Below are 15,614 nucleotides of genomic sequence, written 5' to 3'. Positions count from 1 at the left end.
ATCACTCAACTTCCGCTTTTTATCTCTTCGGCCCCGGCATTGTAATAATTAATATCTACAGATTTTTCAACTTTTGACACCGAAACCCTGTTGCAACTCTCCTCTGCGGGCTTCCAAACAATCAACTGCTGGCCAGCATGAAGAAACTTATTTTCCAAGCCGTTCCATGCCAAAAGGTCCTCGATGCGACACTGATACATCATCGCAATTTCGTGAAAAAACTGCCCGGGCGCCACAATATGACTTCCCTTTATTCTTCCCAGGGTATCACCCGGGGCGGGATTCCTGGTTGCTACAGGCTCCGTCTCCACCTCAAACAAAGGTAATTTTTCATGAAAAACCTCAAATTTTTCCTCAGGGAGTACAATCCGAACCGGTTGAGGTTGCATGGGGATGTAATCCATTTTATATACCGGATTGAGCAATCGCAGAACCTCGATGGGTATCTGAGTGTGAGCTGCAATTTGCTCAAAAGAGAGGCCACCGTCAACCGAGGTGGTCAGCAGATCCTCATATCTGAACTCAGCCGTTTTCTTCTCAATCCCGTATCCTTCGTAATGATTCATCACATAATTAACGGCAACAAAAGCCGGAACATATCCTCTGACCTGATCAGACAAATAGGGTCTCAGCTTCCAGTAATCTTTTTCTCCGCCCGCTTTGGCAATGGCCTCCTTCACAGCACCAATCCCTCCGTTGTAGGCAGCAATGGCCAGCAACCAGTCGTTGAAATTGGCATGCAAATATTTCAGATAACGACATGCCGCGTCTGTTGCCTTTACCGGATCAGCGCGTTCATCAACATAGGAGTTCACTTCCAGATCAAACATCCGGGAAGCCTGATAGAGGAACTGCCATAAACCATACGCACCGGATGAGGATTTGGCCCGGGGATCCAGTGCCGATTCAATGACCGCAAGATATTTTAATTCAAGAGGAAGGTCATACTTATCGAGATACTCTTCAAAAAGCGGGAAATACATTTCGGAACGTGCCAGGATTCCGGCCAGATGATCAGGTCGCTTCAGGGTATAAACATCAATATAAGCCTGAACATGTTCATTGTAGGTAAGTGATACAGGAGTTTGAAGGTTCAGCTTTTCAATTCTTGAACGCACCAGATAGGCGGGCACATCAACCTCTGCCTTAGTGGTCTGCGTGTGCCCGGCACCGATAAACACGAACAATACAACGACGGTAACCAGAACTTTTCTGATCATACAAAATATTAATAAAACGTTCCGCAAAAGATTTCCTTCAAAACATATTCTTTACCAAAGGAAACAGATCTATTTCGAAGTATCCTCATGGGGCTCCTCCCCTGACTTCTGTTTGTCCTCAGAAGCTTCATTACGGGCCTTCTTAAACTCCTTCATCCCTTGTCCCAGCCCTTTCATTAATTCCGGAATTTTCCGGCCTCCAAACAAAAGGAGAATCGCCAGTACTATTATGATCCACTCCCAGCCACCCGGCAAAATCAGAAAAATCGTGTTCAGCGTCATATTTTAAATTATTAAGTAAACAATCTGTTCTTTGTACCAGTCCTAAACCTGCCTTATACATAGGACAGGTACGATGTAAACAGGCTGAAAGCCTGAGAGCAAGAGCCCAGAGCAACGCCCTGTTTTTTTAAGGTATTCCTCATGCTCTATCATTATTGGTCGCGACGCGAACAATAATGAGGACTCCTAACAAATGTAAAAATAAATAAGGAGCCTTCATGCCAACCAACCGTAAAAATATGAATCTTTTAAATGGTGTTTGTCCATAAAGCACCATATACTGCGTTACGCTTGCCCGAAAATTCCTCATTTACTCAAAGAGCCATCGAAACAAGTCATTTCCATTGGCATAAAGCAATAGCGCCACCAATATGATCATGCCAACCAACTGCGCATGTTCCATAAACTTCTCGTTGGGCTTGCGTCGCGCAACAATTTCATAAAGCAGAAACATCACGTGCCCTCCGTCGAGTGCAGGTATAGGCAGAATATTCATAAATGCAAGAATGATAGACAGGAATGCAGTGGTATTCCAAAAGCTGAACCAATCCCAGCTGGCGGGGAACAGGCTTCCAATCGTTCCAAAACCACCAACCTGACGAGCTCCTTCTTTGGTAAATATGAGCCCAAGCTGTTTCACATAATTCACCAGCAAATCGGTTCCTTTCTTTATTCCGGCAGGAAACGCTTCAAAAAAACCGTACTTACGGGTCTCCACACTCAGATAACCGGATGGTGACCGTGGTGCAATACCGATTTTCCCTGATTTATTTACATGGATGGGCAAGGACATCAACTCTCCATTTCTAAAAAACGAAACGGTTGTGGTATCGTCCTTATGATGAAACAATTCATCCACAAATTCATAAAAAAACGGCGCATCCTTTCCGGCTACTGCCACCAAACTGTCACCTTTATGAAATCCGGCATCCTCCGCCGGCATCCCTGCAACCACCGAGTCCACTACAAAAGGGAATCTAACTTGTGCAAATTGCCTTACCTCTTCACTTAAAAGCCTCTTCCCTAAATCCTCGGGCAGAGGGAGGTTAAATACCGAATCACCCCTCTGAACTGTAAAAGTGGCCGGATCTTCCAACAACACATAATTAGACACATCAGAAATGGTATTTACCTCCATGGTATCCACAGAAAGAATAAGATCTCCATCCTGCAACCCTATTTCATGCCCGACAGGATGGTAGGCATAGCCATACGTAGCCCCTTCCACCGGAATGTATGTCTCTCCCCATTTGAAAAGGATCATCCAGAAAATCACCATTGCCAGGATAAAGTTTACCAACACCCCACCAACCATAATCAGCAGGCGCTGCCATGCAGGCTTGGCACGAAACTCATGCGGCTGAGGCGGCTGTTTCATCTGTTCCTTATCCATTGACTCATCAATCATCCCGGATATTTTCACATACCCTCCCAACGGCAGCCAGCCAATACCATATTCGGTTTCTCCCTTTTTAAATTTAAAGAGCGAAAATCCGGCATCAAAGAAAAGATAGAATTTCTCTACCCGTGTTTTAAATAATCTTGCGAAAAGATAATGTCCGAATTCGTGTAAGATCACCAATATAGACAAACTAAGAATAAGCTGTAATGCTTTTATCAGAAACTCCATGCTATCAAATAAAAAATAAAATCAAAAAAAAATCGTCTCCCTCACGAGCCCTTTTCCGTTGGGAAAAATCATTATTCCAAAAAATTCCAGGGTCCAAACTGATTCATTCACAAATAATCTATTCCGGTGAAATCAACATATCAGGTTAAGAATTTTCCGAAAACTCACAAATATATTGTTTTTCTTCATTTAGCCACAATTTCCGAGGCAACTCTTCGGGCCTCTTCATCAGTTCTCAGATAATCGTCGAGTCCGGGATGCTTAACAAAAGAAACTTTCTCCATGGTTTGTTCAATTACCGATGACATCTCAACAAAACCTATTCGGGACTTTAAAAATGCCTCTACCGCAACTTCGTTGGCCGCATTCAGAATGCAGGGAATATTCCCGCCCTGATTCATAGCCTCAAAAGCCAGCGAGAGATTGCGAAAAACACTGACATCTGCCTTCTCAAAGGACAACTCAGGATAATCGGTAAAATTAAAACGGGGAAAGTCATTCACGAGACGTTTGGGAAAACCCATGGCGTATTGAATGGGCAACTTCATATCGGGCAACCCCATTTGAGCTTTCAGAGAGCCATCAGCAAACTGAACCAGCGAATGAACAATAGACTGGGGGTGTACCACAATTTCAATCTGTTCGGGAACCACATCGAAAAGCCATTTTGCCTCAATGGCCTCAAACCCTTTATTCATTAAAGAAGCTGAGTCGATGGTAATTTTATCCCCCATTTTCCAGTTGGGATGATTCAATGCCTGACATCGCGTCACTTTCCGCAAAAAATCAACACTTTTCCCTCTAAAAGGGCCACCCGAAGCAGTAAGAATAAGTTTTTCAATCTTATTATCTGCCTCTCCCACCAGGCATTGAAATATTGCCGAATGCTCAGAATCAACCGGCAGCAGAGGAACTCCTTTCTCTCTGGCTAGTTTCATAACCAAGTCTCCTGCCACAACCAGTGTCTCTTTATTGGCCAGTGCAACAGGCTTGCCGGCTTCCAAGGCCCTGAATGTCGGAACCAGTCCGGCAAAGCCCACCAGGGCTACCAAAACCATATCAACGGTACTCATAGCCCCCACCTGAGCCAATGCCTCCCTGCCGGCATATACCTTTATTGGATGATCGGACAGCTCTCTGCTTACCCAGTCATATTTTTCCTCATCACCAATCACCACCACATTGGGTTGAAATTCGACAGCCTGCTGCACAAGCAGTTCTGCATTACGACCGGCAGTTAAGACTTCTGTTTCAAAAAGTTCAGGATGCTGTTTTATTACCTCAAGAGCCTGGGTTCCTATAGATCCTGTGGAACCGAGAATGGCGATGCGACGCTTCATTTATCTTTTTTCAAAAAAGTTTCACCCGGAAGATCAAATGAGTTCCGGAACAACAATTACTTAAGTATATTTTTAAGCCCCGTAGTATCACACTCAGGGCGGGACAGAAACCAATCGTCAAATAAAATCAGAAAGATATGTACTCCTGGGGATCCAGAGGCATTCCGTTGTACCAAAGCTCAAAATGCAAATGTGGCCCGGTCGTAAGCTCCCCTGAATTTCCCACATGAGCAATGGCTTCACCGGCTTTTACATGATCACCGATGGATTTCAACAAACGTTCATTGTGTTTATAGCTGGATATCAAATTATTTGCATGCTGAACCTGTATTACGTACCCGGTCTCCACAGTCCATCCGGAGAACACCACCACACCATCCATTACCGCCGAAACACGTGCTCCGGGGCCGGCTACAATATCAACACCAAAATGTCCGCGGGGATCACCAAAACGGTTTACCACCATACCTTTCAGCGGGGTAAAAAAGAAGGTATTCTCCAAAACAGTACCGGGGTTCATCTCTGCTGTATAAGAAAGATTGTACTTTTCTTCTTTCTCCACAAGAGCTCTGAAAGCAGAATCTTCCTCTGAACGACTGAATTCCACATCAACAGGATTTCCAACGCCGGGCGCATTCATTTCCTGAGTCTCCTCTTCCGGACTCTCCGTCACCTCTTCCGGGACACCTCCCCGAATAATATTCTGAACATTATCAATAAACTTATTTCTCTTTTCTATCTCCACAAATAAAGAATCTACCCTTTGGGCATTCCGGACAATCATCAATCGCTGATTGGCATCAGGATATCCGGGGATGTACTCTCTGAGTCCGGTAAATGCGATGAGCAAAGTAACCAGCACAATCAGCAAAATAGCAGAGGCCCCGACAATTGTAAAAACATTCAAACGGGAAAGCCTTATCACAAGAACCTCCTGGTAAGTCTGTTCATTAAAAATGGCCAGCTTATATTTGTTCTTCAGTTTATCAAAAAACCTTTTTCCCTTACTATTTGCCATGCAATATTTTCAAAATAAAAATCAACTACTCTATTCCGACAAAATTAATTATAATTGGTGAGGTTACGAAACAACTTTACGAAACACCACCTCAAACACCCTCAAAAAGAAGCATGAAGAAAAAAAGTTATTCTTTTAGCAGATTTTAACACGCAAAACATTTGGCAGACGCAATTAAAGCCCCTATATTTGCAACCGCAAAAGAGAAGAAACTTATTGAAAATATATTGCGGGGTGGAGCAGTTGGTAGCTCGTTGGGCTCATAACCCAAAGGTCGTCAGTTCGAGTCTGGCCCCCGCTACCAGGAAGCCGGGAAACAAAATTTTGTTTCCCGGCTTTTTTTATGCTAAAACCCAAAATTTCCGCCGGCTCTGTTGACTTAAAAGTACATTTTACCTATCTTTCGTTTTGAAACCTTTGATTTAAGACCATAAAGTTCCGGTAACATGCAACAATCCAAACTCCTGACCTTCTCGATCACAGTCTTTTTACTTTTTTCAGCCCCGGCCTCCGGACAGGATAGAATAACAGGACATCATTTTGCCACGCGTTCCGAAATTATAGGCAAACAAGGCATGGTTGCCACCAGTCATCCCCTGGCCACCCAGATTGGACTTGACATTCTGAAACAGGGAGGGACTGCTACAGATGCAGCCATTGCGGCGAATGCAGCATTGGGCCTGATGGAACCAACAGGATGTGGCATTGGCGGTGACCTCTTTGCCCTGGTCTGGGACGCAGAAACCAATCATTTATATGGAATAAATGGCAGTGGGAAGTCACCTCAACTGTTAACCATCGATTACTTCACCTCCAACAGGCTGGAAAAAATCCCATCCTTCGGCCCCCTGCCGGTTACCGTTCCCGGTTGTGTGGATGCCTGGTTTGAATTGCATGAAAAATTCGGAAAATTACCCATAGAACAAATCCTGGCCCCTTCCATCAAGTACGCAGAAGAAGGGTTTCCTGTCACAGAGCTGATTAGTCATTACTGGGATTTATCTTTAAATAGACTCGGTGGATATCCGAATGTAATGGACACTTACTCCATCGATGGCAAAGCCCCCCAAAAAGGAGACATCTTCACAAACCCTGATTTAGGTAATACTTACAAATTGATCGCCAAAGAAGGAAGAAGAGCCTTTTACAATGGTTCCATAGCCAAAACCATTGTCAACTACATACAAGGTCAGGGAGGTTTTTTGTCCGAAGAAGATTTTTCCATGCACAATTCTGAATGGGTAGAGCCTGTCTCCACAGATTATCGCGGTTACGATATATGGGAGCTGCCACCCAACGGACAGGGAATAACCGCACAAATAATGCTCAATATTCTGGAGGGATTTCCTTTCTCTCCTGAGGAATTTGGCACCGCCCGGCACCTTCACCTTGTGACAGAAGCAAAAAAGCTGGCATTTGAAGACAGAGCAAAATTCATTGGAGATCCGAATTTTTCAAACATCCCTGTTGACAAATTATTATCCAAGGAATACGGGGCTGAAAGAAGAGAACTGATAGACACCACCCATGCAAAGGCTTTCAGTTACGGAGCCCCCAATCAAAGCGAGACTGTTTATCTTACCGTTGCTGATCAATGGGGCAACATGGTTTCGCTGATTCAGAGTAATTACCGGGGCATGGGATCGGGCATGGTACCTCCCGGATTGGGGTTTATGCTTCAAAACCGGGGAGAATTATTTTCACTTACTCCGGGCGACGTTAACGAATACGCACCCGGCAAAAGACCTTTTCACACCATCATTCCGGCATTCGTAACCAAAGATCAAAAGCCCTGGCTGAGCTTTGGGGTGATGGGAGGAGACTTCCAACCGCAGGGGCATGTACAGATCATTATGAACCTTATAGATTTTAAAATGAATCTTCAGGAAGCAGGAGATGCACCCCGTTTTTCACATACCGGAGGAAGTACCCCCACCGGCCACAAAGAGAAAACCACAGGTCAGGTTTTCGTAGAGAGCGGAATCTCATACGAAACAGTCAGAGCCCTTATGGAGTTGGGCCATCCTGTTAGTTATGATTTGGGAGGATATGGTGGATTTCAGGGTATTATTTACGACCACGGAAGAGGAGTTTACATAGGTGCCTCAGAGTCACGTAAAGACGGACAAGCTGCAGGATATTGATCAGGATTCAACCGGACCAATAAAAAATCACATCATCAGTAAAAACCTGTTCGTCAAAACTTTTTGATAATTTTAAGGATAATATTTTCCTTTGACCATTGTAACAAGCACATTTTTGGGAAACACATGAGCTTAATCGAAGCAATATCCAATATTTTTAAATCAAAAGATTCTTTCCCCAAAGAACCTTCTGACTTTTTTTCGGGTGACAAAACCACGGAATTTATTGAACGTCTTAATGCCAAATCCCCCAGGGCTATTGGCCTCTCTCCACTTGATGCATTAACATTAAAAATATGTGAAATAAGCCAGGCTGAATACATAATTGTTGCCAAAACGTCTGAAGAGGAAGGCTATTTCAAAACCATAAGCATCTGCAATCAGACAAATCCGATACAAAACAATCATTTTAGCTTTAAAATAAATGCTCTTCTAAAACATCCAAACCCGGACACTCCGGTTGAGGTGGATGCAGAGGTTGTTTTCTCCCAAACGAACCTTCCAAAAAGCAAACATGGCAACTGCATTGCCCTCCAGATCAGAGACAATGACAAAACCCCGATGGGAATTATATTGGGTATCAGCAAGCCATCCAGAGCAAGAACCCTGACCAATGTAATTAAGTTCTACTCCGATCATTTGACCACGGAGATGAGACACCTCAACTCAAAAGAAAAACTTGAGAAAAAGAACAAAAAACTTCTCCGGACTGAAGAGGAGTTAAAACTCAAAAATCAATTACTGGACAACCTGAATAAAAACATATCCAAAGCCAAACAGGTGGTGGATGAAAGCAGTCGTCTCAAATCGGCCTTTCTGGCAAACCTGAGCCATGAAATCAGAACTCCCATGAATGTAATCATGGGCTTTACCGAGTTGTTGAGTGCTGCGAATATGACCTCCGAACAGAGAAGAAATTACATTGACATCATTCAGCAAAATGGAACGCGACTGCTGCACATCATGGATTCTCTGATTGACATCTCACGGTTTCAGGCAAAAAACATTGGTAAAGAGCAACAGGCGTTTTCGTTGAACCAGATGCTGCAGCAACTTTACAACAATTTCAATGCGGATATTGAGGCATCCGGCAAACCCATCACATTAACACTTACCTTAAGTAAAAATCATGGGGAAGATGTGATTGTCCTGGACAAAGAAGCCACCTATAAAGTGCTCAACCACCTCCTGGACAATGCGGTAAAATTCACTGCCTCTGGCACCATCCGCTTTGGCTATGAAATTAAAGAAAAACAAATTCTGTTTCATGTGGAAGATACCGGAATCGGAATTCCGGAAGGGAAAGAGAAAGAGATATTTGATCTTTTCAGACAAGGGGACCTTCGTCTGAGCAGACAATTTGGAGGCACCGGACTGGGACTTGCCATAGCCAAACGGTATGTAAGCGCCATGAACGGACAAATCTGGTGCAGCAACAATCAGGACTCTGCCCGTGGAGCAACCTTCAAATTCTCACTCCCGCTGCTCGCCGGATCCAAAAACAGAACAGAGACGCTCTCTCAAAAATCATCCGGAGCATTAACGGTAGCTGCCACAACTATGATCAGCAACGAATCTTTGTTGTAGAAACACAACGAAAATTCGTGCACCCAAGATCGACGTAATCACTAAACCAGGCTAAAAAGCCGCCATCAGCAAACCGATATCTTTGGATGGCAGGTTCAATCGCTCTCCCACCCTGTAACTGGTAAGGATTCCTTTGTAAAGATACAATCCGTGACTCACTCCCACATCCTGCATGATCAGCTGGTCTATGCCACCGGCCATAGCCAGACGCAACAGAACCGGTGCGAAAATATTGCTTAGTGCAATAGACGATGTACGGGCAACGCGTGATGCAAGATTGTGCACTCTGTGATAAATCACTCCATGATGAATTGTCACGGGACTATTATTCGCATCCTTTCCGCCAACAGCTTCAAGGCATCCGCCATTCCCCATATTCAGATCCACAATGATGCTTCCGGGCTTCATGCCGGCAACCTGCTCATCAGAAATCAGAAAACCACTTTGAGGATCAAAGTAACGAATGCTCCCGATGACTGCATCTGCCGATCGCAGTGCCTTACTCAAAACCTGGGGATGCAATACAGAAGTAAAAAGTCGTTGTCCCACATTTCGTTCCAGTTCCCGAAGATTCCGGTAGGAGTTGTCGAATACTTTCACCTGACACCCCAGTCCAAGAGCTGCCCTGACGGCAAACTCACCTGCAGTTCCGGCACCTATGACAACCACCTCTGCAGGAGATATTCCGGTAATCCCCCCCAGCAAAACACCTTTCCCTTCCTTGCTATTGCTAAGATATTCCGAAGCAATCATAATTGCGGTATAGCCCTCAATTTCACTCATGCTCCGAACAACCGGATAACAGTCCGAGTCATCTTTCAGCAACTCATAAGCCAGGGCATTCACTTTCTTATGCATCAATTGCTGAATGGAGTCTCTGTTTTGACTGGGCAGATAAAGCAGGGAAATCAACAATTGCCCGGGTGATAACAACCCGCGTTCCTCTTCATCGGGAGGGGCAATTTTCAGCACCACATCACACCGAAAAGGGTCCTCGTGGTTGGTGACAATTCTGGCTCCGGCTTCAGAAAAATCGTGATCGTAATAATTGGCTGCATTTCCGGCACCACTCTCCACAATGATCTCATGCCCGTTGGCGGTAAGCAATTCCACTCCCTGAGGCGTCAACGGAATGCGATTCTCCCCCTCCTCCCGCTCTTTGGGAATGCCGAAGGACATAGATTTTTGTTTCCGGCCAATCTCCATCAACTCCTCCTTGGGAGCAAGACCAGCCTGATTCATAGCAAAATAATACGATGCTTTTTTTCCTGAATCCCCCATAGTTTTTTCTTATTTCGGGATTAAGTTACAAAATTCATAAGACTTTCAATGTTCTGGAACCATCCTCTTCTTCCAGTATTTGTATGTCCAGCCTATGATCGGGCAACACATCGGCTATTTTTTCGGGCCACTCAATAAGACAATAATGGTCACTAAAAAAATAATCCTCATACCCCATGTCAAAGACCTCTGCAACATTCTTCAACCGGTAAAAATCAAAATGAAAAATAATCTGACCATCACTGCCCTCATATTCATTCACAAGCGAGAAGCTGGGACTTGTAACAGCTCCTTCAACGCCCAGAACACGACACAAAGCTTTGATGAAAGTAGTCTTTCCTACGCCCATCTCACCATAAAAAGCCACTACTTTGTGCTTCTCCAGCAACGGTAAAAATTCCAGGGCCGTGGATTCAACATCCTTCTCGGTTGGAATGGAAAAAATCTGCTTCATTGAACCTAAAAATTTTACGCCACAACAAAAATACAACAAAGATCAACAAATCATTAAATTCATCTCAACGGACTTAATTCTATCAGGGGAACAAGCATCTCCTCAAGAGAAACACCTCCGTGCTGAAAAGTATCTTTGTAATAATTTACGTAATAATTGTAGTTGTTGGGATAAGCAAAAAAATCATCTCCTTTGGCAAAAATATAAGAAGTTGACACATTGGGACGGGGAAGAAAGAAATCTCCCGGACTCTTAGCCTCGATAACATCCTTCGCTTTATAGGCAAGATTCTTCCCATGTTTAAACCGCAGATTGGTGTTGGTATTTCGATCGCCGACCACCTTAACGGGATGTTGCACCCTGATGGAACCGTGATCGGAAGTCACAATCACTTTGACTTTTTCGGAAGACAACTTCTTCAGCAATTCAAAAAGCGGGGAATGCACAAACCATGAACGGGTAAGAGACCGATAGGCTGATTCATCGGAGGCCAGTTCGCGAATCATCTTAATCTCGGTGCGGGCGTGAGAAAGCATATCCACAAAATTATATACCAGCACAGATAAATCGTGATTCAACAGCTGACCGTAGTTTTCTGTCAGTTTCCGACCTGTTTCGTTGTCACTGACCTTATGATAGGTAAAAGAAAAATCGCGCCGCATACGCTTGAAGAAGGTTCCGATCAGTTCCTCCTCAAAATTGTTTCGACCTCCCTCCTCATCATCATCCACCCAATAATCAGGGTAAAATTCTTTGATCTGTGTGGGCAGCAGTCCGGAAAAAAGAGCGTTACGCGCAAACTGGGTAGCAGTAGGCAGGATACTGCAATAGGTAGAGTCTGAAACCACATCGAACAGAGACCGGATGTCATGCCGTATGGTCTCCCACTGATCCAGCCTGAAATTATCGATGACCACCCATATTACTTTTTCTCCTTTATCAAGCCGGGGCAAAACGTTATGCTTAAAAACACGATGCGACATAAGCGGCCCCTCATCATCCACAAGCCAATGTTCATATTCTCCATTCACGGTACGCGCAAACAGTTGATTTGCTTCGCCCTTTTGCATCTTCAATACTTCATCCATGGCGCTGTCGGCATTCTGCAACTCAAGCTCCCAGAAAACCAGCTTCTTATAGACCTCCTGCCATTCCTCCATAGTCAGTTGATCGCTCATACGAAACCCCAGATTGGAGAAGGCCGCCTGATAAGCACTTGTTGCCTTTTCGGACACCAGCCGTTCGCGATCCACATGGCGTTTTACGGAAGACAAAATCTGATTGGGGTTTACCGGTTTTATCAGATAATCGGATATCTTGCTGCCGATTGCCTGATCCATGATATCCTCTTCCTCACTTTTGGTTATCATAATAACCGGCATGCTTGGCCTGAGTTCTTTCATTCGGGAAAGTGTTTCCAAACCGCTTAATCCCGGCATATTTTCATCCAGAAAAACAATATCAAACCGTTGTTTTGCAATAACCTCAAGGGCATCATTCCCGTTTGAGGCTGTCTCCACATAAAAACCCTTCTCCTCCAAAAAAAGTATGTGCGCTTTCAGGTGTTCAATTTCATCATCCACCCAAAGTATTCTGATCTTTTTCGTTTCTTCCATATCTCTTCAATTCTCCATTAAAGTTCCAGGCCTAACACCCCTTTACAGAACATATCACTTCCCTTTATAGGGTTCCTCCGGAATTTCACTTTCTGTAACAACAATGGCTGAGGGATCACTTCCCGGCAAATAATTATCGAGGAAAAACTGTTTGTATTGCTCAACGTCAGATGCGTTATTCAATTCACTATAATTACTTTCTGAAACAAGCAACAACAAAGGCCTTCCCGGATTTTCCACTGAAAAAACAGAAGGATTGTTCAACAACGCAAAAAAGTAATCCAGTCCCACGCGACTGTTCTCAAACGGTCCTGTCTGTAAAGTGTTATAGGCACCTCCAAGCGTACTGCTCTCTAATCGCAGACCGCCAACAGTGTAACGGTCAAAATTAAAATTGGCCAAATGGAACAATATCTGGTTGACTTCAGCATCTGATTGAAGCACAATCATCAGATAATGAACAGAATCAGGTGCAAATACAAACTTTTGTTCCACCGTATCCTCAGCCATCTCATCATCAGTATCCCGGGAATCTGTTTGTTTTGCATCAGGACGCTCAGCCAGCAGTTTTTCGGGCCGCTTTCCCTGTTTCAACATTTCGAGCCAATGCCGTGCTACTTCAGCCTGTGAAGACTGGGGATATTGGTTGGTCAGAGAAAGCAGTCCTGTTCTGAATGCATCAGTATTACCCATACGACTGTAAGCAGCTGCATTCAGCAACAATGCATTGGGCTTTATAGCGTCATATGCTGAGGCTGTAATAAGGTTCGTTTTTTCCAGGACATTTCCCATATAGCCTGCCTTGTAATCCCCAAATGCGGAATTGTAAACAGAATCCAGTTCCCGGTGTTGCTGTCCCAGCTTTTCAAAATATTCAGGATCCTCCACAAAGGCTGCAAACCGGCTGTCGGGGTAATCATCCGCAATCACCTGTCCGTAATGTGTCATACAACCACGATCGGGAATCTCAGCACATGAAAGATAAATTCCGGCAAGTGCCTGTTCCCGGTAATCAGTCCGGGGATAAGAACTTATCAACTCCTCAAAGTGCACAATGGCCTCTTCATGTTTATCAAAATTCTGGGCCAACAGATGACCCGCATTAAACCTGGCCTTTTGGACTTTTAAGTGTGACTCTTTTAATGCTTCAGGTGTTAGCGGAAGCCCGGCCATCAATGACTCCCGGTCCGGCTTTCCTTTACCCGGAGTTCCGGATGTCTGCTCACCCGGCCCAGGAGGTTCCTGACTGAAAGGATCATCTGGCATCATTCCGTCGTTCATGCCAGGACCTTGGCGATTTGCGACCGATTCCTTATTTTTTCTTCGCCAGTTATCCTGATCATCGCGACGGCCCCATCGTTTTTCAAACTCCATTTGTCCCAGACTAACCATTGTCTGGTTATAGAAATACCATTTCCCGGATTCATCGGTACTCCGGCTCCCTCTGTTGGCAAAATTTCTGTAAAAGAAAGCATCATCCATCTGCCCCCCTCCGGCAAGGGTCTGTTCTTCCTGTTCCTGCATGGATGCCAGCAGATTGTCAACAAACACATTCCGTTCATCCTCAGGCAAGGAGGCAATGCGCTGCACACTGTCTTCGTATTGGAGGGTACGCAAATTATCGGCGAGCGGTGTCAGATTTCGTCTGAATTGTTGAATCTCTTCAATTCCCGGATAATCGGAAGGCAAAGCTGTAAGTGTAGAGTCATAGTAAGCATCTGCTGCCACATAATCCGATGATTGGAAATAAATATCAGCCATGCGACGATAAATATTTCCGGCCAAAATACGGTCTCTGCCCCCATATCCGGCAGCCAACTGAAGGTTAAACAGTGCATTCAGGGTGTCATCCCCGGCCATATATGTTTCCGCAAGCGCAAAATAAATCTGATCCCGGTAGTCCAGATTTTTATATTCACCCGCATATTTTTTCAAAACCTCCCTTGCCTCCTCCATTTGACCTATTTCTCCGGCAATTATTGCACTTTTCACCCGTGCATGTATAACCATTTCGTAGTCGGGATTCATAGAAGCCACCTGTTGGTAGGCATCCATTGCCATTGCAGGGTTATTGATTTGCTCGGCAACCTGTCCCATTATGAAATACCACCTAATTTTCTGCCACCTGTCTGCCGCATTCCCGGCTGCCAAACGACAGTATTCCATGGCCTTTTCAGGCTGATCTTGAGCGATCCAAAACCACGCATAAGTTGCAGAAGCAGTGGAGAGAAACTTCTTCTCATCATTCACACCCGAAGAATAGCGATCAAGATACAATTTTGCATTCTGAAAATCACCCATCTCGATGTAGGCCCTGGCCATCCATAGCATTGCTTCAAACCTCACAGATTTTTCAGGAAATAACTGCAAGACCATATTAAACGCACCAATGCCTTCGTACCAGTCGCGTGAATAAACATGTGCCTTGCCAATCAACATGTAGGCTTCATCCACCCACCGATTGAATTCCCTCTGATTGTAAAAATTGCGGTATTCCTCTCCGGCATCGCGCACCGAGCGCCCCGGCTTTGCAGTAATAGAATGTTTTTCAATAAGTTTATACCCTTTCCGGATGGCTCGGTTCATATCAGATGAAGCTACCTGACTCCCGGAATTCCCGGAAAAAGCAAATGCAGGTAGAATCCGTGTATAATCATTTTTTACCGACTCGCGCATCTTCTCCTGCCCGTTGTTGAAACTCTCCTGCCCGTTGAACAACACATTGTATCTTGCAGTGAGATTATGATAGCCACGAGACAACCAGGTATTTTTCTGAGTTGAGCACCCCAGAGAGACCAAAAAAACAAGTAAAAATATGGTATTCTTTTTCTTCATGTACAAAACCGGACTGGTAATATATTATAAACTAAACTGCAGCAAAAATATTTCACAAATTGGGGAAGAAAAAATACTTTTAACCCAATAATCAGAAGCACCTCAATGTCGGGAAAATTTTTATTAATTGCATTGTCACTGACAAATCCCAACAAAGATAATCATCTGAGTGGAAGTTTTTTTGTACCATCAGGGCTAATTTCCATT

General features: G+C 44.4%; 11 protein-coding genes and 1 tRNA gene. 3 read left to right on the top strand and 9 right to left on the bottom strand.

The window, feature by feature from the left end; translation table 11 throughout:
• Positions 1-5 precede the first annotated feature (5 nt).
• The 5 genes from BY457_RS09805 to BY457_RS09785 form a co-directional block, all read right to left on the bottom strand.
• Positions 6-1,220, bottom strand: coding sequence for a lytic transglycosylase domain-containing protein (locus BY457_RS09805; RefSeq protein WP_106153157.1), 1,215 nt, complete (start codon positions 1,218-1,220; stop codon positions 6-8).
• 69 nt (positions 1,221-1,289) lie between these two features.
• Positions 1,290-1,502 (bottom strand): Sec-independent protein translocase subunit TatA/TatB, encoded by a 213-nt coding sequence (locus BY457_RS09800; RefSeq protein ID WP_106153156.1) that lies wholly within the window; start codon positions 1,500-1,502, stop codon positions 1,290-1,292.
• A 310-nt stretch (positions 1,503-1,812) separates the two neighbouring features.
• Positions 1,813-3,132, bottom strand: a complete 1,320-nt coding sequence (gene rseP / locus BY457_RS09795) for an RIP metalloprotease RseP (protein ID WP_106153155.1) — start codon at positions 3,130-3,132, stop codon at positions 1,813-1,815.
• A gap of 185 nt (positions 3,133-3,317) precedes the next feature.
• Complete coding sequence (locus tag BY457_RS09790; protein ID WP_106153154.1) at positions 3,318-4,472, bottom strand: 1-deoxy-D-xylulose-5-phosphate reductoisomerase; 1,155 nt, start codon at positions 4,470-4,472, stop codon at positions 3,318-3,320.
• 127 nt (positions 4,473-4,599) lie between these two features.
• Positions 4,600-5,490, bottom strand: a complete 891-nt coding sequence (locus tag BY457_RS09785; protein WP_106153153.1) for a M23 family metallopeptidase — start codon at positions 5,488-5,490, stop codon at positions 4,600-4,602.
• A 228-nt stretch (positions 5,491-5,718) separates the two neighbouring features.
• Between BY457_RS09785 and BY457_RS09780 the strand changes: the two genes are divergently transcribed.
• The 3 genes from BY457_RS09780 (at position 5,719) to BY457_RS09770 (ending at position 9,221) form a co-directional block, all read left to right on the top strand.
• A tRNA-Met gene (locus BY457_RS09780) sits at positions 5,719-5,794 on the top strand.
• 142 nt (positions 5,795-5,936) lie between these two features.
• Positions 5,937-7,634: a gamma-glutamyltransferase gene (ggt, locus tag BY457_RS09775; RefSeq protein WP_106153152.1), complete on the top strand. Its 1,698-nt coding sequence runs from the start codon at positions 5,937-5,939 to the stop codon at positions 7,632-7,634.
• Between the two features lie 126 nt (positions 7,635-7,760).
• Positions 7,761-9,221, top strand: coding sequence for a sensor histidine kinase (locus BY457_RS09770; protein ID WP_106153151.1), 1,461 nt, complete (start codon positions 7,761-7,763; stop codon positions 9,219-9,221).
• 51 nt (positions 9,222-9,272) lie between these two features.
• Here BY457_RS09770 and BY457_RS09765 read toward each other — a convergent pair whose 3' ends face one another.
• Genes BY457_RS09765 through porW form a run of 4 tightly spaced genes read right to left on the bottom strand, consistent with a single transcriptional unit; the run spans position 9,273 to position 15,407 of the window.
• Positions 9,273-10,502, bottom strand: a complete 1,230-nt coding sequence (locus BY457_RS09765; RefSeq protein ID WP_106153150.1) for an alanine dehydrogenase — start codon at positions 10,500-10,502, stop codon at positions 9,273-9,275.
• 34 nt (positions 10,503-10,536) lie between these two features.
• Positions 10,537-10,956, bottom strand: a complete 420-nt coding sequence (tsaE, locus tag BY457_RS09760; RefSeq protein ID WP_106153149.1) for a tRNA (adenosine(37)-N6)-threonylcarbamoyltransferase complex ATPase subunit type 1 TsaE — start codon at positions 10,954-10,956, stop codon at positions 10,537-10,539.
• A gap of 59 nt (positions 10,957-11,015) precedes the next feature.
• Positions 11,016-12,572 carry a T9SS response regulator signal transducer PorX gene (gene porX / locus BY457_RS09755; RefSeq protein ID WP_106153148.1) on the bottom strand — a complete coding sequence of 519 codons (1,557 nt, stop codon included), beginning with the start codon at positions 12,570-12,572 and terminating at the stop codon, positions 11,016-11,018.
• Between the two features lie 54 nt (positions 12,573-12,626).
• Positions 12,627-15,407, bottom strand: coding sequence for a type IX secretion system periplasmic lipoprotein PorW/SprE (porW, locus tag BY457_RS09750; RefSeq protein WP_106153147.1), 2,781 nt, complete (start codon positions 15,405-15,407; stop codon positions 12,627-12,629).
• Between the last annotated feature and the right edge of the window lie 207 nt (positions 15,408-15,614).

Source organism: Marinilabilia salmonicolor, from assembly GCF_003003035.1.
Classification (GTDB): Bacteria; Bacteroidota; Bacteroidia; order Bacteroidales; family Marinilabiliaceae; genus Marinilabilia; species Marinilabilia salmonicolor_A.
Note: the sequence above shows the minus strand (reverse complement) of the source record. Positions and strands in the feature narration are given on the sequence as shown.

Excerpts from the sequence above, each read along its gene's own strand:
- BY457_RS09805 (WP_106153157.1), bottom strand. The coding sequence starts at position 1,220 with ATGATCAGAAAAGTTCTGGTTACCGTCGTTGTATTGTTCGTGTTTATC.
- BY457_RS09800 (WP_106153156.1), bottom strand. The coding sequence starts at position 1,502 with ATGACGCTGAACACGATTTTTCTGATTTTGCCGGGTGGCTGGGAGTGG.
- rseP (WP_106153155.1), bottom strand. The coding sequence starts at position 3,132 with ATGGAGTTTCTGATAAAAGCATTACAGCTTATTCTTAGTTTGTCTATA.
- BY457_RS09790 (WP_106153154.1), bottom strand. The coding sequence starts at position 4,472 with ATGAAGCGTCGCATCGCCATTCTCGGTTCCACAGGATCTATAGGAACC.
- BY457_RS09785 (WP_106153153.1), bottom strand. The coding sequence starts at position 5,490 with ATGGCAAATAGTAAGGGAAAAAGGTTTTTTGATAAACTGAAGAACAAA.
- ggt (WP_106153152.1), top strand. The coding sequence starts at position 5,937 with ATGCAACAATCCAAACTCCTGACCTTCTCGATCACAGTCTTTTTACTT.
- BY457_RS09770 (WP_106153151.1), top strand. The coding sequence starts at position 7,761 with ATGAGCTTAATCGAAGCAATATCCAATATTTTTAAATCAAAAGATTCT.
- BY457_RS09765 (WP_106153150.1), bottom strand. The coding sequence starts at position 10,502 with ATGGGGGATTCAGGAAAAAAAGCATCGTATTATTTTGCTATGAATCAG.
- tsaE (WP_106153149.1), bottom strand. The coding sequence starts at position 10,956 with ATGAAGCAGATTTTTTCCATTCCAACCGAGAAGGATGTTGAATCCACG.
- porX (WP_106153148.1), bottom strand. The coding sequence starts at position 12,572 with ATGGAAGAAACGAAAAAGATCAGAATACTTTGGGTGGATGATGAAATT.
- porW (WP_106153147.1), bottom strand. The coding sequence starts at position 15,407 with ATGAAGAAAAAGAATACCATATTTTTACTTGTTTTTTTGGTCTCTCTG.